Raw genomic sequence first — 20225 nt, forward strand, 5'->3', positions numbered from 1 at the left:
CTCGCGGCCCGAGGTCGGCGCGTGGTGATCGGCCGAACCCCGGCGGCCTGGCATGCGGCGACGGTCGCGACGGTCGCCGACGAGACGCCGACCGCTCGCCGGATCGTGCTGGACATCCCGACGTGGCCGGGCAATGCGGCCGGCGCGCATCTCGACGTGCGGCTCACCGCCGACGACGGCTACCAGGCGAGCCGCTCGTACTCGATCGCGTCGTCGGGGCCCGGCATGCGCGTGGTGCTCGCGGTCGCCGAGGTGGCGACGGGCGAGGTGTCGCCGTTCCTGGTGCGCGATCTGCGGCCGGGCGATCAGCTCGAGGTGCACGGTCCGCTCGGCGCGTACTTCGTGTGGGCGCCGCCCGAGGCGGGCGGCACGGGTGATGCGGCCGGCATGGAGGGTCCGGATGCCTCGGAGGGCGCGCATGCCTCGGGCGCCGACCCCGGCGCGCTCGCACCAGTGCAGCTCATCGCCGGCGGCTCCGGGGTCGTCCCGCTGTTCGCGATGGCCGAGGCGCATGCGCGGGCGGCGGATGCCACGCCGTTCCGCCTGCTCTATTCGGTGCGCACCCCGGCCGACGTGTTCTTCTCCGCCGAGCTGGCCCGCTTCTCGATGGCGGCGACCCCACCGGCCGTGCCCGGCGGCCTCGATCTCGACGTGGTCTTCACGCGGGAGGCGCCGCCCGGCTCGCCCCGCCCGCCCGGACGTCTCTCGCCCGAGCTCCTCGCCGAGCTGACCTGGCCGCCTGACCGGGCACCGCGCGTCTTCATCTGCGGTCCGACGCCCTTCGTCGAGACCGTCGCGGGCTGGCTCGTGGCCGGCGGGCACGCACCCGGCGCGATCCGCACCGAACGATTCGGAGGCGCATGATGATTGGGAGGCCGAGCATGCAGCATCTCGACGGCAACTCGCTCGCGGGCGACCTCGCCTCGGTGTTCGGCGGCGACCTCACGGCGATGCTCGGCTCGTGCGCGTTCTGCCACGCGCGGGGAGCCCTCGCCGAGCTCATGGTCTATCGCACGGCGATGGGTTCGGTCGGCCGGTGTCCGACCTGCGGCGAGGTCCTGATGGTGCTCGTGGAGCATGGCGACCGGCCGATGGTGAGCCTCGTCGGCATCCGGGCGCTCGAGCCGGCGAGCACCGCGCTCTGAGCGGCGCACCGTGAGCGGCCCGGTGAGTACAGTGTCCTGATGGACATCCGCATCGCGGCGTACGGGGTCATCATCGAGGGCGAGCGCATCCTGCTCGCGCACTGGAACGAGCACGGCCGGTCTGGCTGGACCCTTCCGGGCGGCGGCATCGAGGGTGACGAGCACCCGATCGCCGGGGCGAGACGCGAGATCTTCGAGGAGACCGGGTACGAGGCATCCGTCGACCGCCTGCTCGGCATCGACACCATGGTGATTCCCGCGGAGCGCCGGCACACCGGCGCCGCGCCCCTGTACGCGCTGCGGGTCATCTACCGCGCGCGCGTCACGGGCGGCGAGCTGCGCAATGAGGTCGGCGGCTCGAGCGACGAGGCCCGTTGGTTCGACCTCGCAGTGGTGCCCGACCTCAAGCGCGTCGGCCTCGTCGACATCGCCTTGCGGCTCAACGCCGCCGAGCCCGCCGACGGCGTCCCGCCCGCCGCGTAGCGGTCGGACGCCCGCTCCGCATGGGAACGGCCCCGTCCGGAATCGGACGGGGCCGTTCGTCGGGGTCCCGATGACGGCGTTCATGCGTCAGCTGGACCTGGTGAGCGTGGCGACACCGGTGTAGGTGGTGTCGCGCAGTTCCGCGGCGACGGCGGCGTTGCGGCGGGCGGTGGCGACGGCCTCGTGCGTGAGGCGCTCGTCGGCGCGCCGGCCCCAGGCGACGAGCGCCAGGCCGAGTCGGATCGCGAGACGCTCGCGCGCGGCGCGCGCTCGTCGTCGTACACGGTCGCTGCTGCCCGCGGTCGCGGGGAGCGCGGTCATGGAGGTGTTCACGGTGGTTCCTTCTTCTTCGAGCGTCGGGCGCGCGGGTCGCGCGCCCCGGTGGGGCGACATGATCGGTCGGATGCCTCGGCGGCGGGGTCGACGGACGGTCGATCCGGGCGCGCAGGATCATCGGGACGCGGCATCCAGAAACGGTCGCGAGGCGACGGCGTCGGATGACGCGGGGCAGGGGAGTGCGGTGTCGTCACCGGTCCCGTGCGAACGGGGGCGCTTCAGCCTGCCGGCCGCGCGCTGCGGAGCTCCGCTAGCAGACGGCCGCGGCGGTGTGATCGCCGAGGAGGGTGAAGCCGTGGTGTGGGTTCGTCGAACGAATCATCGGTCATCACTCCTCTCAGATACTCAGCGGACCGTCGATGACACTATCGGTGTTCTCCCAGGGAACGCAACACCCAATGCGTATGCATCCGAAACCGACCACGGGGCGAGGTCAGGGAGCGAGCTCGGGGCGGAGCGACCACCAGCCCGCCCCGCGCTCGCGAGGTGCGAGGCGCACGAGGTCGGCACCCGTCGCGAACGCGTTGGGTGGGCAGGTCTGCGGCTCGACCGCGAGCCCCGCACGGCGAAGGCCGGGCTCCGGCAGGTCCGCCGTGAACAGCTGCACCCAGCGGAACGCACTCGAGCAGGTGATCGTGATCCGACGGGTACGTGACGCGACCTGCACGGTCGCGACTCCGCGTTCGTCGCGTTCGAGCTCGCCGTACGCCCGGCTGAACGAACGCGCGCCGATCCGTGCCGGGTCGACGAAGTCGACCTCGGGCGCGGTCGGCCTGGCATCGAGCGGGAGCTTGGTCGAGCCGTCGGTGTCCATCACGGAGCCGGCGGGAAGATGGACGGTCCAGGTCTCGAGCGCTCCGTCGAGGCGCAGATACGGGTGGAAGCCGATGCCGAACGGGGCGATCGTGTCGCCGACGTTCTCCCACGTCGCGCTGCACCGCAGTGTGCCGTGTTCGACGCGGTAGGCGACCTCGAGGTGGATCTCGAACGGATAGCCGGGTTCGTCGGCGAGGTCGGTCGACAGGCGCACCGCGTGCTCGCCGTGCGCTTCGACGTGCCACTCCCGGTCGAAGACGAACCCGTGGATCGCGTGTCCGAACGCGTGATCGTTGACCGGGAGCCGGTGCTGCACGCCGTCGAACCGGTAGGCGGCGTCCGCGACGCGGTTCGGCCACGGCGCGAGGACCGCGCCGTGATGGCCCCGCGAGGGTTCGACCGCGTAGGGTGCGGAGAGCACCTCGACCGCGCCGTGACGCACACGGTGCAGCGTGGCGCCGGTCGGCGAGACGAGGCAGCTGAGCTCCTCGTCGCCGATCTCGAGGAGCCTCGGGTCGCTCACGGCGACGATTCCTCGGGGCGCACGCCGTACGCGGCACGGGCGACGCGCCCGGCGGTGACCCGCGCCTCTCTGCCGAGATCGGCGAGCCGACCCTTCATCCGGTACTTGGGTCCATAGATCGAGACGGCGGCGAGGGGACTTCCGTTGCGGTCTCTGACGACCGCCGCGAGTCGTTCGACGTCGTCGGTGCGCCGGATCCAGACGTAGCCGCGCGACTGCGCGAGGTCGATCTCGCGCGCCCATTCGTCGTGACCCAGCCGAACCTCGGGATGCTCGACCTCGGCGTCGGCGAGCTCGTCGATGAGGCGATGCTGCTCGGCGACGGGCAGGGCGAACATGATGGCGCGGCCTGCCGCGGTCGCGTAGAGCGGCGCGGTGTTGCCCACATGGGGGACCATCCTGAACGGATGTTCCGGATCGAACTGGTCGATGCTCACGGTATGCGACCGCTGGCGGATCGTGAGGATGACCGTCTCGTCGACGCGGTCCCGCAGGTCCACGAGGTGCGGCCGGGCGATCTCGCTCAGGTTGTACTGCTGGCGGAAACCCTTGGCGAGCCCGAGCACCCGGCCGGTCAGCACCACGCGCCGGCTCTCCACGCGCGCCACGAGCCCGAGGTCCGCGAGCGTCGCGATCAGGCGCGAGACCGAGCTCTTGTCGATGCCGGTGAGTTCGCTCAGCTCCGTGACGGTCAGGCCGCCGCGTGCCTCCGCGACCGCCTCGAGGATCCGGACGCCTCGCGCGAGCGCTCTGTGCCTGCTGTCTTCCATCGCTACTTCCCGGTCGACGACATGATGCGCTCGACGTCCTCCCGCATGCCGGAGGCCACGGGGCCGTCGTCGACGCCCCCGACCGCCTCGATCGCGTTCCGGAACGGCGCGGCGACCTCGAACGCGTCGTACGCCGGAGCGTAGTCCAACTTCGCCCGGGCCTTGTCGATCGGCAGCCGCGAGAACCGGTTGCCGCTGACGGCGTTGTAGATCTGGAACCCGGAGCGGTCCGCGTCGATCACGGCGGCGAGCAGCTGGAACAGATCCTCGGGCGCGCAGTAGTCGCGAAGCATCCAGCCGGCCCGGTCGTCGGCGAGCCGTTCGGGATCCTGGAACGCGCCGATGCGCAGCGCCGTGAAGGACACGCCCTCCGTGGCCGCGACATACGCGCCGAGCGCCTCGCCGAAGCACTTGGTGACGCCGTACAGGTCTCCGGGCCGCACGGGATCGGTCTCGCGGACCTGCAGCTGGGGTTCGTATCCCGTGACGACGTGGACCGACGAGCCGTAGATCACGTGCCGGCACCCGGCGGCGACGGCGGCCGCGACGACGTTGTACGTGCCCACGATGTTGACGGGCAGCAGGGTCGACCAGAGCGACGCCGGCCGGCGTTCGCCCCCGAGGTGGATCACGGTGTCGATGCCGCGCATGGCCTCGCCGACCGCCTCGAGATCGGTGAGGTCGGCTTCGACGAGCCGGCCCCATGCCGCATGCGCCTCGGTGAACCGTCCGGGGAGGTCGAGCAGCGTGAGGTCGTAGACGCCCGAGACCCGTTCGGCGAAGCGCGTCGCGATGTTGCCGGCCCCGCCCGTGATGAGCACCGAGCGCGGAGCGGTCATCGGTCGCCCCCTTCGAGCACCCGCACGGCGACGTCGTGCGGGTCGATCCGCACACCGTCCCGTTCGGCGGGCTCGTCGGTCCGGTTCCAGAACACGTCGAGGGCGTCGGTGTCGGTCTCGTACCGCACGTGGTGCAGCGGGCCGTCGTCGACGAGCCGGAACGCCCCCTCGGCGAACGGCCGCGCGTGAGCCGTCCGGATGGCGATGAGCTTGCCGACCCGGGCGGCGTAGCCGGGATAGGCCTCGATGCTGCGCCGGGACCGGTGGATCGCGACATCGAACGTGAGATTGTGCACGAACGCGTGGTTGAGCTGATCCTCCCAGCCGACGCGCTCGTCCTGGATCAGGCGGTTCGACACCACCGGCTCGGGGAAGACCGTGCGGAAGAGCGCAGCGAACGCCTCGGGGCCGTCCTGGAATCCGAAGCCCCAGCCGTGGTGGTAGTTCAGGTGCCCGATCATGCAGTCGGCCATCCCCTCGGACCCCAGACTGCGCGCGCCGGCCGCGTCGCGGATCGCGCGCAGGGTCTCGGCGCGGTACCGGCCCTCGATGCCGGTGCGCTCGCCGTGCTCGTGCGAGGCGTCGTAGCAGGGCCACGCGGCCAGGTGATAGGCGGTCTGATCGAAGAAGACTGCCTCGGTGCCGAGGCTCGCCTGGAGCCGGGCCACCTCGGCCATCTTCTCGCGCCATTCGGGAGCGCCGTGGCACGCCATGGTGAAGTGCCCCGGCGAGAACAGTCGCAGTGTCTGGGACTCGCGCGCGAAGTCGTAGCCCGCGACGTAGTCGAGGCCGTCTGCGTCCTTCTTCGTGACCCGGGGGCCGTGCTCGGCGGCGTAGGGCGTGGTGCGATCGATCAGGTTGCCGTTGGCGTAGAGCGAGATGAACCCGCCGCGCGACCGGATCTCGCGGATCGCCCGCGCGAACTCCTCGGCGCCGCCGAGCTCGTCATCGGGTTCGTAGTCGGGGTAGCCGCGATCGAAGCCCGCCTTCCACCAGCCGAAGAGCAGGATGCCGTCGAGACCGTACCGGCGTCCCTCCTCGAAGAGGTCCACCAGGTCGGTGTAGCGGTAGTTGATCTGACCGAACTGGTGGCGCAGGATGATCCGCTGCCACCCTTCGAGTTTCGTCGTGTCCGGGTGCGGCCCCGTGTACCAGCGCTCCGCCCAGCTGCGGTAGAAGGCGGCGCCGTCGCGCCAGGTCCCGTCGAAGCGGCGCAGCACGACCGGCCCGGCCTGTGCGTGGGCGCGGCCTGAGGGCGTGACCGCGGCGAGCCAGAGCTCGTTCGGCCCGCCGCGAGGCGGGACGCCGGCGCTCAGCACCACCGAGCTGAACTCCGGGTCGTGCCGGCCGAGGTAGAGGAAGGTGCCGTCGCGTTCGACGCCCTGCCACGGCATGCTCAACTCGCCCGGGTAGGCGATCGGTTCCCAGGTGCCGGCTCCGTCGTCGACCATGTACTCGGTGTGCACCTCGGCGAGCCGCGCTCTCGGCCGCTCCGTCTTCCGGCCGAGGCCCTCTGCGCGATAGAGCACCTCGTCGGCGGAGGCGGTCCGCTCGGCGAGCTCGACGATCGGCACCGCGAGCTCGCGGACGGTGACGCCGGGGCCGGCGTCCGCCGTCGCCGAGAACTCGAGACCGCCGTCCTCGCCCGCGCGGATCTCGACCGTCACGGACACGTCGAGGACGTCCCCGTCGGCCGTGCGCACCGTCTCATAGGCGATCCGGAGCCCGTCGTCGAGCCGGGTCACGGTGCCGCGCTGGTCCTCCGAGTGCACGGGCACGTCCCGGTCGCGACCGTGCACCGCGCTCAGCGTCCAGAACCGGCCGCGCTCGGCGGTGAGCACCGCGTCGTCGCGCAGCTCGGCGCGGCCGGTTTCCTCGTCGTAGAGGAAGGTGAGACCGCCCGCCGCCGTGGCGGGCCGTGAAGTGAGAGCCATGCGGAGGATGCTAGGGATGAGGTGCAGCTACAGCAAATGAGTTGCCGTATCGGCACCAACTCCGGTTGAGATGCCGTATTGACATCAGGTTTGCCAGGGGCGAGCGCGGTTGTCTAGCGTGTGCCGCGGACCCAGAGGAGGAACCGGTGATCGATGGTCGTCAGCACCACGACGAGCGTGCAGCCGCCCGTGAGCGCATCGCGCCCGGCTACACCCAGCAGGACTCGCTTCCACCCGTTCCCTGGGACGACGGCGAGGGCGTCCGCATCAGCGGGCTCGACGTCTTCGTCGTCGCGCCGGACGGCGTGAACCTCGTCGTCGTGCGGGTCCGCACGACGACCGACGGGCTCGTGGGCTGGGGGTGCGCCACGTTCACGCAGCGCGCCTTCGCCGTGGCATCCGTCATCGAGACGTATCTCGCTCCGCTCGTGACGGGACGGTCCGTGCACGACATCACCGACGTCTGGCTGACGACGACGGTCGACTCCTACTGGCGCGGCGGCCCCGTGCTCAACAGCGCGCTCTCGGGGATCGACCAGGCGCTCTGGGACATCAAGGGGAAGCTCGCCGGCGTTCCCGTCTGGCAGCTGCTCGGCGGTCGCGTGCGGACCGTGGCGGAGGCCTACACCCATGCGTCCGGCCGTGACGTCGCGGAGCTCGCCGATCAGGTCGAGCAGTGCATCGAGGCCGGGTACCGTCACGTGCGCTGTCAGATCACGGTCCCGGGCACCGCGACGTATGGCGCGGCACAGCAGTCGAGTCGCGACGTGTTCTGGGATCCCGACGCGTACGTCCGTCTTCTGCCCCGGGTCTTCGAGGGGCTCGCCGAGCGATTCGGCGGCCGCGTGCGCCTGATCCACGACATCCACGAGCGACTCGCGCCGGCCGATGCCGTCGGGCTCGTCCGCGCGCTCGAGCCGTACGACCTGCTGTTCGTGGAGGACCCGGTGGCGCCGGAGGACGTCGAATGGCTGCGGCGGATCCGCGAGTCGACGACCGTGCCCCTCGCCTTCGGCGAGCTGATCACGGACCCGGCGCGGTACCTCCCGCTCATGTCGGAGCGGCTGATCGACTTCGTGCGCTGCCACATCTCGGCGATCGGCGGCCTGACCCCGGCGATCCGGCTCGCGTCGCTCGCGGAGGCGTACGGCGTCCGCACCGCCTGGCACGGCCCCCGCGACGTGTCGCCGATCGGCCACGCGGCCAACCTCGCCCTCGACATCGCGTCGCCGGCATTCGGCATCCACGAGCACTTCGAGTTCTCCGACGCCGCGCGCGAACTGTTCCCGGGGACCCCGGTGACCGTGGACGGCGCGCTCGCCCCGACCGAGGGCGCCGGGCTCGGCGTCGAGCTCGACGAGCGTGGAGCGGCGGCACACCCCCCTGTCTCAGCCACGACGAACTGGCACTACAGCCGAGTCCGTCGACGTGACGGCGCTTCGCAGCGTCCGTGACCCGAGACCGCACCCGCGGTCGCACACCCTGAAGGAAGGAAATCGCAATGAGGCGTCCTCTCATCGGCATCGGCGCGGCGGCGGCAGCGCTCGTCGTGCTGGCCGGCTGCGGCACCGGCGGCACCGGCCCGCAGTCGCAGACCACGGCAGACGACATCAGCACGGAGATGACCGACGAACCGGTCACGCTCACGATCTCCTACGCGAGCGACCCACCGATCACGCCGTTGGTCGAAGGGTTCACCGAGCTGTACCCCAACGTGACCATCGAACTCGTGCAGACCCCGTTCGCCGACTACCAGACGAGCCTCAAGCTCGCACTCGGCTCGGACGACGCACCCGACATCGTGCAGTACAGCCCCGGCCCGATGCGCTCCATCGTGCCGGCGGGACTCGTCGAGAAGCTCGACGGCTACGCCGATGCCTACGGCTGGCGAGACCAGGTCGACCCGTCGTTGCTCGGCATGCTGACCTCGAACGAGACCGCGACCGAGTACGGCACCGGCGACCTGTACGCCGTCCCCGGCGCGATTCAGCTCATCGGCGTCTTCTACAACAAGGGACTCGTGGACGCCGCCGGGATCGAGGGGATCCCGGAGACGCTCGCGGACTTCGAGGCGGATCTGGCGGCCGTGCAGGCGAGCGGCGTGAGCGCGCCCGTCGCGATGCCGGCCTTCGGGATCGGAGGCTTCCAGTTGTGGGGCGCGCTGGCGAGCGTCCTCGGTGACGTCGACGAGTTCAACGCGTGGGTCTACGGCAAGGACGGCGCGACCCTCACCGAGAACCCGGGCTTCACGGAGGCTGCCGCCCTCGTCCAGGAGTGGGCCGCCGCGGGCTACTTCACGTCCGGCGCGGCGGCCGTCGCCGACGCCGACGCGATCTCCGCGTTCCAGACCGGCCAGAACGCGTACTACGTGACGGGCAACTGGAACACCAAGGTGTTCGACGAGGCGCTCGGCGACGACCTCGGCTTCTTCCTCCTGCCCGGCGCGTCGGCGTCGACGCCCGCGGTGGCGACCGCGTCCGGCTTCCCGTACTCGATCTCCTCGCGATCGGAGCACAAGAACGTCGCGGCGGCGTTCCTGAACTTCATCGTCGGGCAGGACGCGGCCGCGGGGGTCGTCGAGAGCGGGTTCGTGCCCGTGACCCCGAACGCGTCGGACGGCGCAACCGGAGTGCCGGCGACGATCCAGGACGCGTACCTCAGTGTGATCGACGGCGGCGGGACCGCGCCGTTCGCCAACTGGGCGACCAGCTCGATGATCGACACACTCACCTCCGGTGCCCAGGGCCTCATCAACGGGACGACCACACCCGAGGCCTTCGTCGAATCGCTGCAGGCCGACTGGGAGTCGAACCGGCCGTGACCCAGGCGCTGATCGGGAGCGAGCGCGCGAGCGCGCGCTCGCTCCCCAAGCGGAGATCACGCAGGAAGCTCCGCGCCTTCCTCTACATCCTGCCGGCCGCGGCCGTGTACGTCGGGTTCAGCATCTGGCCGGCGCTCAACACGGTGTACTACTCGGTGCTGAAGTGGGACGGGCTGAACGCCGGGACCTGGGTCGGCCTCGACAATTACGTCAACGTCTTCGCCGACCCCAAGCTCGCCGGATCGGTGCTGCACAGCATTGTGCTCGTGTTCTTCTTCGCGGTCCTGCCGATCATCATCGGCCTGCTGCTCACGGGCCTGCTCATGGGCCGCGGCACGCGTGGCATGACGGCCTTCCGGGTGATCTACTTCCTCCCGCAGGTGGTTCCGCTCGTCGCCGTCGGCGTGACCTGGCGCTGGATCTTCGCCGACGACGGCATCGTCAACGTCGTCCTGCGAGCCATCGGCCTGGGCGCCTTCGCACAGCCCTGGCTCGCGCAGAACGAGACCGCGCTCATCGCGATCGGCATCGTCGGCACGTGGTGCATGACGGGCCTGTGCATGATGCTCTTCATCAGCGGCGCACAGAAGATCGACAGCTCCCTGCTCGAAGCCGCCTCGATGGACGGCGCGGGCGCGTTCCGCAGGTTCCTCGCGGTGGTGCTGCCCGGGCTCAGGGGCGAGATCTCGATCGCCGCGGTCATCACGACGATCGCCGCGCTCGCGAGCTTCGACCTCATCTACGTCACCACCGGCGGCGGGCCGCAGGATGCGACGACGGTGCCGGGCCTGCTCGTGTACCGACTCGCGTTCAGCTACAACCAGGTCGGCCAGGCGGCCGCGCTCGCGATCGTGCTCACCGTCCTCATCCTCGTCTTCGTGACGATCATCCGACGCGCCACGAGGGAGAAGGCATGAGACCGTCGCGATCCATCCTCGCCGTCCGCCACATCGTCCTGATCGTCTTCGCGGTCGCGTTCCTGGTGCCGTTCGTGGGCATCGTCGCGGCCGCGTTCGCGAACAGCAATCCGACCGAAGAGGGCGTCACGCTCGAGAACTTCGCCCAGGCGTGGGTCGAGGGGCGGTTCAACGACCTCCTCTTCTCGAGCCTGGTGATCGTCGCGCTCGTCGTGCCGACGACGGTCGTGCTCTCGGTGTTCGCGGGGTACGGCCTGGCGGTGCTCACCCCGCCGGGCAACCGCTGGATCACGGGTGCGTTCGTGCTCGGCCTGACCCTGCCGACCGAGCTCGTGATCATCGCGCTGTACTACAACCTGGACTCGGCGGGGCTGACGAACAACTACCTCGGCATCGCGCTCGCCGAGATCGCCCTGTTCCTGCCGTTCGGCATCTTCTGGATGCACACGCACTTCAGTGGCATCCCGAGGGAGATCGTCGAGTCCGGGAGGATCGACGGCGCCAGCGATCTGCGCGTGCTGCTCCGGCTGCTGATGCCGATCTCGGTGCCGGCCCTCACGACGCTCGCGGTGCTGTTCTTCGTGTGGGCGTGGAACCAGTTCCTCATCGTGCTGGTCCTCATGCAGAGTCCCGCGAAGCGCACGGCCACCGCCGGACTCGGGTACTTCGTGGGTGAGTTCTCGACGAACGTCCCGCTGCTCTCGGCCGCGTCGATCATCGTGATCGCGCCGGTTGTGATCGTGTACCTGATCTTCCAGCGCAGCTTCGTCGATGGCATCACGCAGGGCGCGGTGAAGGGCTGACGACGCCGATCGCCGACGCACCGCGCCCGGTCGTCACCCGGTGCGGTGCGCGCCCGGCGGCACGTGCCCGCCGAACAGGTGCGTGACGGTGACGAGCGTGAAGCCGCGATCGCGCAAGCCGTCCACGATGGCGGGGGCGGCGTCGACGGATGCCTCGTGCGTGTCGTGGAACAGGACGATGCTGCCCGGCCGGGAGCCGTCGACCGCGGTCGCGATGAGTTCCTCGACCGTGCGGCCTCGCCAGTCGTTCGTGTCGACGTCCCAGAGGATGGCCGGCAGGCCGGCCGCGTCGAGCACGGCCTGGTTCCACTCGCCATACGGCGGGCGGAACATGGTCACGGGTCGGCCCGTGAGCTCGCTGATCGCCTTCGCCGATCCCCGGACCTCCTCCGTCACCTGCTCGGGCGTGAGCTTCGGCAGCTGGGGGTGGCTCCACGTGTGCGTGGCGATCTCGTGGCCCTCGTCGAGGGCGCGGTGCACGAGATCGGCGCGCGCACGCGCCGCACCGGCCATGACGAAGAACGTGGCGGGCGCGCCTCGTTCTCGCAGGTCGTCGAGGAGGCGCTCGGTGAGGCCGGTCGGACCGTCGTCGTACGTGAGCGCGACACACGGCACGAGCGTGCAGTCGACCCCGTCCGCGGGGGGCGCCGACGGCCCCGAGAATGGCTCGGACGCCGAACCGGTGAACGCGAGGCCCGTCTCGGACGCCGTCTCGGCGAGCAGGTCGCCGCGCACGACGACGGACGTCGGCTCTGCGGTCGCCTCGAGGCCGAGCGCGAGGAGCTCCGGCGAGGTCACGCCGGGCGGGACCACGATCCCGAGCCCCCCGTCGACCGTGACGACGGGATGATCGAGCGCGGCATCAATGAGCCCGAGCTGCCCGGCGTCGGGCTGGGCGAGCGGTGCGGTGCTCAAGGCGCCGGCGTCCCGGCGCATCCGCTCGGCCACCTCCAGCCAGATGCGCTCGGCCGCACCGTCGAGCCAGAGCTCACGACCCTCGGTGACGCTGCCGGTCCCGGTATCCGCATAGAGCGTGACCAGGGTGTCCGACGTCGCGCCGTCGGTCGCCGTCCCCGCGACGGTCCGGATGGTCTGGCCCGCGATCGAGCCGAACGCCGCGATCGCATCGCAGGCGATCGCGACGCCCGTGCCGCCCGCCGGCCCGGTCCTCAGGTCCGCGAGGACGTCGGCGGCCGGCCAGCGGGACGAGCCGGTGACACAGCCGCGCTCGCCGAGGCCGGCGCCGGATGCGAAGACCTCTGGCCGGTACTCGACGCCGGCCTGCATCTCCGCCTGCGCGATGGCGCCACGCACGAGTGCGTCCACGCGTGTGTTGAACGCGTGCATGCCGGGGAGGAGCGCGAAGCGCGCCTGGACGCGGACCTCGTCATTGCGCAGGCGCTGGCCCGGGTAGGGCCATTCAGGAGCAGCGGATGCCTCGGGCGAGAGCGAGAGCTCAGGTGACGCCGCGGCGGCCGGCGGCCGCCAGGACCCGACCGCCGTGTCGCTCGGTCGGATCGCGCAGGCGGCGAGCGTGCTCGAGAGCGCGACGACGAGCAGGGCCGCGGTGACGCGCCCACCGGGTCGGCGTTCCGGTTCGGCGCTCATCCGGGACGGATCGTCTCGAGGAGGGCCGCGAGCGCGGTGCGGTACTCGGCGAGGTCGACGGCGCTGCCCGCGCGCACCGTGAGCGCGACGCTGCCCGACGGCGTGCCGACGACTGCGAGCAGGCCGTGTTCGGCCTCGATGTGGCGGAGCTCGAGACCCGAGGCGAGCGTCTCGATTCGGATCGCGGCGGCCGGGCCGTGGTCGGCGCCGGACGCCTCGCCGCCGGTGCCGGCCGTGTCGCCGTCGACGGTCTGATCGCCGGAGCCGCCGGAGCCGCCGGGGCCGGGCATCCCGCTCACCGGGGTGTCGGCGGCTCCGCCGATCAGCTGGGCGACCGCGGCCTCCGCCGCGTCGGGGACGAGCTCGAGCTCGATCGTCAGCGCCTGGTCGGGGGCCACGAGGTCGACGGTGGAGTCCGAGCCGAAACGTGGGTGCACGACCCATCCGTCACCCGGTGTGAAGGCGACGTCGTCGCCGTCCCGGTGCAGCACCACTCGCTCGATGCCGTCGGCGATGCGCGGCTCGGTCTCGGCGATCACCCAGGGCACGACGATCGCGGTGGCCGCCGCGATCGCGCCGACGACCGCGACCGAGATCGCGAGGATCCAGATCGTGCGCGTCCGTCGGCGTCGCGGCATGCCCACGCTCCCTTCGCCGACGCGCTGCTCCGCGCTGTGCTGCGCGAGCATCGTCAGCGTAGTGGGTGATCATCTCCGGTTCGGCGACAGTGACGGGAACTACCCGGTGTGTCCGGAGGACCGCTGAGCACCCCCTCGCGACCACTGAGAGCTTAAGCGCTTAATGTACGCTGGCTTTCGTCCCGACCTCGGTCTTCCGTCCGTCGCCCATGAGGAGTTGCTGTGCTCACCACGCTGGATCTGTCAGGACGCTGGACCTGGAGCGTCGACGCGGACGGTCCCACGCCGATGCCGGCGCAGGCCGAGCTCCTCGTCGGACGGGCGGTCGAGGCGGCCGTCCCCGGAGCGGTCCATGCGGACCTGCACGCGGCGGGCCTGATTGCGGAGCCCCTCGCCGACCGCAATGAAGATGAGGTCGCGTGGGTGTCACGAACCGACTGGCGGCTGAGCCGGAGTTTCGGACCGGTCGCCGACGCCGAGCGCGTCGACCTCGTGGTCGACGGCGTCGACACCGTCGCGTCGATCTCGGTGAATGGACGCCCGGTCGGGTCCACCAGGAACATGCATCGCACGTACCGCTTCGATGTCTCGCCGGATGTCGCGGCGACGAACGAGGTCGACGTGCATTTCACCTCCCCGTACACCGAGGCCGAGCACTGGGAGCGAGAGCTGGGTGCGCGTCCGAGCGCATACCCGCAGCCGTTCGCATTCATCCGCAAGATGGCCAGCAGCTTCGGCTGGGACTGGGGGCCGACGCTGCCATCGTGTGGGCTGTGGCGGGGCGTCCGCGTCGAGACCTGGAGCACCGCACGGATCGCCGCGGTGCGCCCGCTCGTCGACGTCTTCGAGGACACCGGGATCCTCACGGCGCACATCGAGGTCGAACGCGCGGCGTCGGGGATGACGCGCGCACTGCACCTCGAGGTCGAGATCGCCGGACAGGCCGTCCATGCCGAGGTACAGCCCGGCGAGACCGAGGCGACGGTCGTCGTCGCCGTCCCTGACGTGCAGCGTTGGTCCCCCCGCGGTCTCGGCGAGGCCCACCTGTACGCGGTGGGCATCTCGCTCTGGAGCGCGGGGGAACATCTGGACACCCGAAGCACCCGCGTCGGCTTCCGCACCGTCTCGATCGAGCGATCACCCGATGCGGACGGCACGCCGTTCGTCGTCACGGTGAACGGACTGCCGCTGTTCGTGAAGGGGGTCAACTGGATTCCCGAGAGCGTGTTCCCCGGCACGGTCCCGGCCGAGCGCGTTCGCGAGCGTCTCACCCAGGCGGCCGAAGCGAACGTCAACCTGATCCGCGTCTGGGGCGGGGGCGTGTACGAGAGCGAGGAGTTCTATGCCGCGTGCGACGAACTCGGACTGCTCGTGTGGCAGGACTTCCTCTTCGCCTGCGCCGCGTACCCGGAGGAGGAACCGATCAGGTCCGAGGTGCTCGCCGAGGCCCGCGACAACATCGTGCGGCTGAGTGCACACCCGAGCCTGGCCGTCTGGAACGGCAACAACGAGAACCTCTGGATGCGCCTGGACAAGAACTGGGCCGAGCAACCGGGCGGTGAGCTCACCTGGGGTGAGCGCTACTACCTCGAGTGGCTCCCCGACCTCCTCCGCGACCTGGATCCGAGCCGGCCCTATACGGAGGGCAGCCCGTGGTCGGGTGGGTGGGAGCACGACCCCAACGACGTCGACCACCAGACCTTCCACTCGTGGGACGCGTGGAACGAGGACGACTTCGCGGTCTACCGGGACAGCTCGCCGCGGTTCGTGTCGGAGTTCGGGTGGCAGGGTGCCGCCACGTGGCGGACCCTCCGCGACGCGGTCACGGATCCGGAACTGCGTGTCGACTCCGAGAACCTGCGGCACCACCAGAAAGCCATCGACGGCCACGTCAAACTGGCGCGCAACCTGGCACGGCATCTGCCGGTCACGGAGGACTTCGACCGGTGGCATCTGCAGACGCAGTGGATGCAGGTCGAAGCGGTTCGCACCGGCGTGCTGCACTGGCGCGCCGGCTGGCCGCGTACCGCCGGCACCATCGTGTGGCAGCTGAACGACCTCTGGCCCGTGGTCTCGTGGTCGGCGATCGACGGTGCCGGTCGCTGCAAACCGTTGTACTTCGCGCTGCGCGAGATGTACGCGCCCAGGGTCGTGACGATCGAGCCGAACGGGGAGGGGCTGGAGTTCTGCGCCGTCAACGATGACGACGCGACGTGGCGGACGACCGTGCAGATCACGCGCCGCCGCGTGGACGGCCGGTTCATCGCCGCTGAGTCGGTGCCGCTCTCGGTGCCGCCGCGAGCGGTCGGCCGGGTCGCGCTCGCGCGGGCGATCTCGGAGGCCGACGATCCCGAGGCGGAGTTCATCGTCGCCTCCGCTGACGACCGGCGTACGATCTGGCACTTCGCGGCGCCGTCGCGAGCCCGGACGGGCACACTCCCGCCCGACCTGACGGTCACCGTCGTCGACGGCGGTCTGGACCTCGCGGTCTCGTCGACCGACCTGTTGCGCGACGTGCTCGTGCAACCGGATCGAATCCATCCGGCGGCGACGGTCGATCGCGGCTTCACGACGGTGCTGCCCGGCGAGACCGCCGTGTTCCGGGTCCGGGCGCCCGAGCCCCTCGACCCGGCAGCGGCACGCGCCGCGTTCGTCGTCACCTCCCTCAGGGATATCATCGGTCCGGAGTGAGGGGGGCTTCGATGACAGTTGCCCCTGAACCGCGTCGCGTCACGGCATCGCACCAGGTGGCCGGGTCACGCCGGGTCACGATCGCGGATGTCGCGCGCGAGGCGCAGACCTCGACCGCGAGCGTCTCCTACGCCCTCAACGGGCGTCCCGGGGTGTCCGCGGACACCCGCGAGCGGGTGCTCGCCGTGGCGGAACGGCTCGGCTGGTCGCCGACGAGCGCGGCACGTTCCCTGGCGGGTGCGCGGTCGGGAACCATCGGGCTCGTGCTCGCCCGCGATCCTCGGGACCTCGCCGTCGAGCCCTTCTACATGCAGTTCATCGCGGGCGTGGAGTCGACGCTCGCTCCGCGGTCGATGGGACTGCTCCTCGAGGTCGCCCCGAATGCCGCCGCCGACGTCGCCGCCATCCGGCGGTGGCAGAGGGCGCGCCGCGTGGATGGCGTGCTGCTCACGGACGTGGTCGCCGACGATCCGCGCATCGCGATGCTCACCGCGCCCGGTGCGCTGCCCGCACTCGTCGTGGGCGACCCGTGCGTCGCGGGCGGGCTGACCTCGGTCTGGACCGATGACGCGACGGCGATGCGGCAGGCGGTCGACCACCTCGCCGCGCTCGGTCACCGCCGGGTGACCAGGTTCGCGGCTCCCGGCCGGTATGCCTACACCGCGATCCGAGACTCGGCGTTCGAGGGCGCCGCCCGGTCCGCCGGCCTGGACCATGCGATCGTGCGGACCGACCTCTCGCCGGAGTCGGGAGCCACCGCCGCGCGGACCGTGCTCGCGTCGGCGCGGCCACCCACCGGCCTGCTCTTCGACAACGACGTCATGGCGGTCGCCGCCTTGACCGCCGCCCACGACCTCGGACGCTCCGTGCCCGGGGACGTCTCGATGATCGCCTGGGACGACTCGATGCTCTGCCGGCTGGTGACGCCGGCGCTCACGGCGCTCAGCCACGATGTCGCCGCGCTCGGCGCGCACGCCGCGCGCCGTCTGCTGGACGCCGTCGACGGCGCGGCGGCGGGTGCCCATCAGGACGCGACGCCGACCCTGCGGATCAGAGCCTCCACCGGGCCGGCGCCGGCGAGCACCTGAGGCTCCCGCCCGCGGACTACCACCGGAGTTCAGGGTCCCAGCGCAGCTGGACACCGCCTCGCTCGAGCTCGTCCTGGAAGTCGCGCAGTCGGCGCGCGTCCGCACGCACCGCGGTCGGTTCGATCCCACGGTCGAGGCAGTAGGCCGCCAACGCGCCGACGGCTTCGCCGATCGACCACTCGACGGGTTGGAGTCGGTAGCTGCCGTTCGAGATGTGCGTGGTACCGATGTTCTTGGCTGCGGGCAGCAGGTTCCTCACGCGTTGCGGGAGCAGTGCGCCGAGCGGGATCTCGAACGGCTCGGGCAGCCCGCCGCCGCCGGCGCTGCCGCCGGTCGTCGCGTGGCGATCGAGCCAGTAGTAGTGGCCGACACCCACGGTGTCCGGGTAGCGTTCCGCGCCGTGGCCGTCGCGGAACGCGCGGTCGAAGTCGTGCTCGAGGATCGTCCGCTGCGCCCGGATGCGGCGTGACTCCCGGAAGTACGGCATCATCGCGAACCCGTCGTCCGTGCCGGTGACCTGCGGCGCGAGTCGGAGGCCGGGCCAGCCGACGCCGCCGTCCGGCCGCGGGGCCTCGGTCTGCAGCCAGTACAGCAGGGATCTGCTGAGCGACTTGGACCGGTCCCAGTGCAGGGATGCGTCCTCGGTACCGAAGAGCGGTCCGCCGACGTAGTCGTTCATCGGCCAGTTCACGATCACGATGTCGCTCTCGTACGTGCCGTCCTCGAACTGACGTCGGGCGGCGACGCGGCGATAGTTCCACAGCTCCGGTGCCTCGCCCATGTTGCGGTGATCCACGTCGATGGCGAATGGGTCGTCGTCGGGGTTCACGTGCAGCGTGTACTCGCGCGCGATCGACCCGTCGTGGGCCGCGCGACGGAATCCGAGCATCGGCTCGCCGTCGAGCTGCGGCGGACGCCAGTCCCGGAAGAAGTCGTAGTCGGCCGGGCGGTCGATGGTGTGATCCTCGCCCTCGAGGTGCTCGACCGCGAAGCACCACGTGACGCTCTGCATGTCGGACGGGTCGGCCGTCTCGGGCGCGCCGGGTTCGCCGGTCTCGTGCCGGCTCTCGCGCCCGGTGACGAACTCCACCCCGCCGAGTTCCAGGAGATCACCGAGCTCGGTCGCGTCGAGCACGTACGGGGCGGAGAGTTCACGCACCGTGCCTTCCCGGTCGCGCACCTCCACCGCACTGATCAGGTCGCCATCGGCGTGGACGGCGATCGGTGTCGCCTCCCGCAGGATCGTGAGCTTTCCGGATGCCTCGTATGGGCGGAGCAGCCCGTCGATGACGGAGAGGATGACCTTGGGCTCGACGCTCAACGGGCTCACCCACGCCGCGCCGGGGTTCAGATGCCGATCGGCTCTGGCCGCGGCGGTCAGGGGATAGTAGGTGCGGTAGTGCTCCCGGACCAGGTCGCGGAACTGCGAGTAGCTGCGGTTGCGACCGGTCGTCTCGATGCGGCGGTGCTCGTCGCTCGGCACCAACTGTGCGGTCAACTGCCCACCGAGCCACGGGGTCTGCTCGGTCATGATCACTGACCTTCCTCGGCGCAGGGCGGCGAGGGCGGCGGAGACGCCGCCGACGCCGCCGCCGACGATGAGAAGATCAGCTTGCTGGTGCGCCACGAGAGAACCTCTTTCTTTCTCGAAAATATAACGCACTTTTCGCGACGCTTGACAAGTAAAATCTCACTGGGCGACGACTCGCCCTAGAATTCCAGCACCGATCGATCGAAGGGATCACATGCGCGCGAAGGAGCGGCGGCCGTCGCTTGCCGAGGTGGCAGGCGCGGCGGGGGTCTCGATCTCCACCGTGTCGAAGGTCGTCAACGGGGCCCCTGACGTGGCGGCCGACACACGCGTGCGGGTCGAGTCGGTGCTTCGCGACAAGCAGTACCTCTCGCCCAAGCAGCGTGCACGCAGCGACGTGGCGACCGTGGTGGTCGTCCTGGCGAGCTCCAGCATGTCGTCGCCGCTGACGGTGGAGCTCCTGCGAGGCACGATGCGGGCGGCGCACGAGGCCGACCTCGAACTCGTCCTCCTCGACCTGCCCGACGGAACCCCCGCAGTCCGCTGGCTCGAGCGGACCAAGCGGAACGGCCCGACCGCGGTCATCGCCGTGAAGTCGCGACTCAGCGCCGAGGAACGCGGCATCCTCGCCAAGAACGGCGTCCCGCTCGTTGAGGTCGACACCTATCAGCTGCCGGCCAGCGACTCATACTCGGTCGGAGCGACGAACTTCGCGGGCGGGATGGCGGCGACGCAGTACCTGCTCGAGCTCGGGCACACCCGTATCGGGTTCCTCGGCGGCGACGCCGTCACGCAGGCGTCACTCGGCCGGAAGCATGGGCACCTCGCCGCGCTCGCATCCGCCGGGATCCCGGCGGGCACCGACCTCGTCGAGGAGGGCGAGTTCACGTACGAGTCGGGATTGCATGCGGCGCAGGAACTCCTCGGGCGACCGGACCGCGTGACGGCGATCTTCGCCGCGAGCGACGCGCAGGCCGCGGGCGTGCTGGAGGCGGCGCGGCTCGCCGGACTCTCGGTGCCGCAAGATCTCAGCGTCATCGGTTTCGACGACCAGCTCGTCGCGCGAATGACGGCGCCGCAATTGACGACCATTCGCCAGCCGTCCGAGGCGATGGGTGCGTACGCCGTCGAGGTCGCCCACAAGCTGCTGCTCGGTGGGTCGCCTGCTGCGTTCCACACCGACCTCGCGACGGAGCTCGTCACACGAGGGTCGACAGCACCCCCGGCAAGTCTCGAAACTTCTGCTTGATATTTTCGGTAACTCTGGTACTTTTTCCTCGAT

The 20225-nt window shown here is 70.8% G+C and carries 18 protein-coding genes; 10 read left to right on the plus strand and 8 right to left on the minus strand.

The features are described 5' to 3' along the window. Window positions 1-21: 21 nt before the first annotated feature. The 3 genes from QU602_RS00185 to QU602_RS00195 are packed head-to-tail and all read left to right on the plus strand — an operon-like array spanning window position 22 to window position 1628. Window positions 22-864, plus strand: coding sequence for an FAD-binding oxidoreductase (locus QU602_RS00185; protein ID WP_308798093.1), 843 nt, complete (start codon window positions 22-24; stop codon window positions 862-864). A 17-nt stretch (window positions 865-881) separates the two neighbouring features. After that, window positions 882-1145 (plus strand): DUF6510 family protein, encoded by a 264-nt coding sequence (locus QU602_RS00190; protein WP_308798094.1) that lies wholly within the window; start codon window positions 882-884, stop codon window positions 1143-1145. A 39-nt stretch (window positions 1146-1184) separates the two neighbouring features. Beyond that, window positions 1185-1628, plus strand: a complete 444-nt coding sequence (locus tag QU602_RS00195; RefSeq protein WP_308798095.1) for an NUDIX hydrolase — start codon at window positions 1185-1187, stop codon at window positions 1626-1628. A gap of 87 nt (window positions 1629-1715) precedes the next feature. On the opposite strand, the gene QU602_RS00200 is transcribed toward QU602_RS00195, so the two are convergent. From QU602_RS00200 to QU602_RS00220, 5 genes are all read right to left on the minus strand, one after another. Further along, complete coding sequence (locus QU602_RS00200; protein WP_308798096.1) at window positions 1716-1961, minus strand: hypothetical protein; 246 nt, start codon at window positions 1959-1961, stop codon at window positions 1716-1718. Window positions 1962-2397: 436 nt separating this feature from the next. Then, a complete protein-coding gene (locus QU602_RS00205) occupies window positions 2398-3303 on the minus strand; it encodes an aldose epimerase family protein (protein WP_308798097.1) in 906 nt (301 codons plus the stop codon). Beyond that, on the minus strand, window positions 3300-4073 hold the full coding sequence (locus QU602_RS00210) for an IclR family transcriptional regulator (RefSeq protein ID WP_308798099.1): 774 nt from the start codon (window positions 4071-4073) through the stop codon (window positions 3300-3302). The genes QU602_RS00205 and QU602_RS00210 overlap by 4 nt, the downstream gene beginning before the upstream one ends. Window positions 4074-4075: 2 nt before the next feature. Continuing rightward, window positions 4076-4912, minus strand: a complete 837-nt coding sequence (locus QU602_RS00215) for an NAD-dependent epimerase/dehydratase family protein (protein ID WP_308798100.1) — start codon at window positions 4910-4912, stop codon at window positions 4076-4078. After that, window positions 4909-6846, minus strand: a complete 1938-nt coding sequence (locus QU602_RS00220; protein WP_308798102.1) for a DUF6259 domain-containing protein — start codon at window positions 6844-6846, stop codon at window positions 4909-4911. The genes QU602_RS00215 and QU602_RS00220 overlap by 4 nt, the downstream gene beginning before the upstream one ends. Window positions 6847-6992: 146 nt before the next feature. Between QU602_RS00220 and QU602_RS00225 the strand changes: the two genes are divergently transcribed. From QU602_RS00225 to QU602_RS00240, 4 genes are read left to right on the plus strand one after another with little or no spacing between them, the layout of a single operon-like run. After that, entirely contained in the window at window positions 6993-8300 is a 1308-nt protein-coding gene (locus QU602_RS00225; protein WP_308798103.1) for an enolase C-terminal domain-like protein, read from the plus strand. A 47-nt stretch (window positions 8301-8347) separates the two neighbouring features. Further along, window positions 8348-9667, plus strand: coding sequence for an ABC transporter substrate-binding protein (locus QU602_RS00230; RefSeq protein WP_308798104.1), 1320 nt, complete (start codon window positions 8348-8350; stop codon window positions 9665-9667). Beyond that, the gene (locus tag QU602_RS00235) at window positions 9664-10584 is read left to right on the plus strand and encodes a carbohydrate ABC transporter permease (RefSeq protein WP_308798105.1); all 921 of its coding nucleotides are present in this window, start codon (window positions 9664-9666) and stop codon (window positions 10582-10584) included. Before QU602_RS00230 ends, QU602_RS00235 begins: the two co-directional genes overlap by 4 nt. Continuing rightward, complete coding sequence (locus QU602_RS00240) at window positions 10581-11387, plus strand: carbohydrate ABC transporter permease (protein ID WP_308798106.1); 807 nt, start codon at window positions 10581-10583, stop codon at window positions 11385-11387. The genes QU602_RS00235 and QU602_RS00240 overlap by 4 nt, the downstream gene beginning before the upstream one ends. A gap of 33 nt (window positions 11388-11420) precedes the next feature. Here QU602_RS00240 and QU602_RS00245 read toward each other — a convergent pair whose 3' ends face one another. Further along, window positions 11421-12995: a polysaccharide deacetylase family protein gene (locus QU602_RS00245; RefSeq protein WP_308798107.1), complete on the minus strand. Its 1575-nt coding sequence runs from the start codon at window positions 12993-12995 to the stop codon at window positions 11421-11423. Continuing rightward, window positions 12992-13633 (minus strand): hypothetical protein, encoded by a 642-nt coding sequence (locus tag QU602_RS00250; protein WP_308798108.1) that lies wholly within the window; start codon window positions 13631-13633, stop codon window positions 12992-12994. Before QU602_RS00250 ends, QU602_RS00245 begins: the two co-directional genes overlap by 4 nt. A 222-nt stretch (window positions 13634-13855) precedes the next feature. Here QU602_RS00250 and QU602_RS00255 point away from each other — a divergent pair, with 222 nt between their 5' ends. After that, window positions 13856-16324, plus strand: coding sequence for a glycoside hydrolase family 2 protein (locus QU602_RS00255; RefSeq protein WP_308798109.1), 2469 nt, complete (start codon window positions 13856-13858; stop codon window positions 16322-16324). An 11-nt stretch (window positions 16325-16335) separates the two neighbouring features. Beyond that, window positions 16336-17412, plus strand: a complete 1077-nt coding sequence (locus QU602_RS00260; RefSeq protein ID WP_308798110.1) for a LacI family DNA-binding transcriptional regulator — start codon at window positions 16336-16338, stop codon at window positions 17410-17412. A 16-nt stretch (window positions 17413-17428) separates the two neighbouring features. Here the strand turns inward: QU602_RS00260 and QU602_RS00265 are convergent, their stop codons facing one another. Continuing rightward, window positions 17429-19075: an FAD-dependent oxidoreductase gene (locus QU602_RS00265; protein ID WP_308798111.1), complete on the minus strand. Its 1647-nt coding sequence runs from the start codon at window positions 19073-19075 to the stop codon at window positions 17429-17431. Between the two features lie 82 nt (window positions 19076-19157). On the opposite strand from QU602_RS00265, the gene QU602_RS00270 reads away from it, so the two are divergent. After that, window positions 19158-20192, plus strand: coding sequence for a LacI family DNA-binding transcriptional regulator (locus tag QU602_RS00270; RefSeq protein WP_308798112.1), 1035 nt, complete (start codon window positions 19158-19160; stop codon window positions 20190-20192). Window positions 20193-20225: the final 33 nt, after the last annotated feature.

It is taken from the genome of Agromyces protaetiae, assembly GCF_030866785.1.
GTDB lineage: Bacteria > Actinomycetota > Actinomycetes > Actinomycetales > Microbacteriaceae > Agromyces > Agromyces silvae.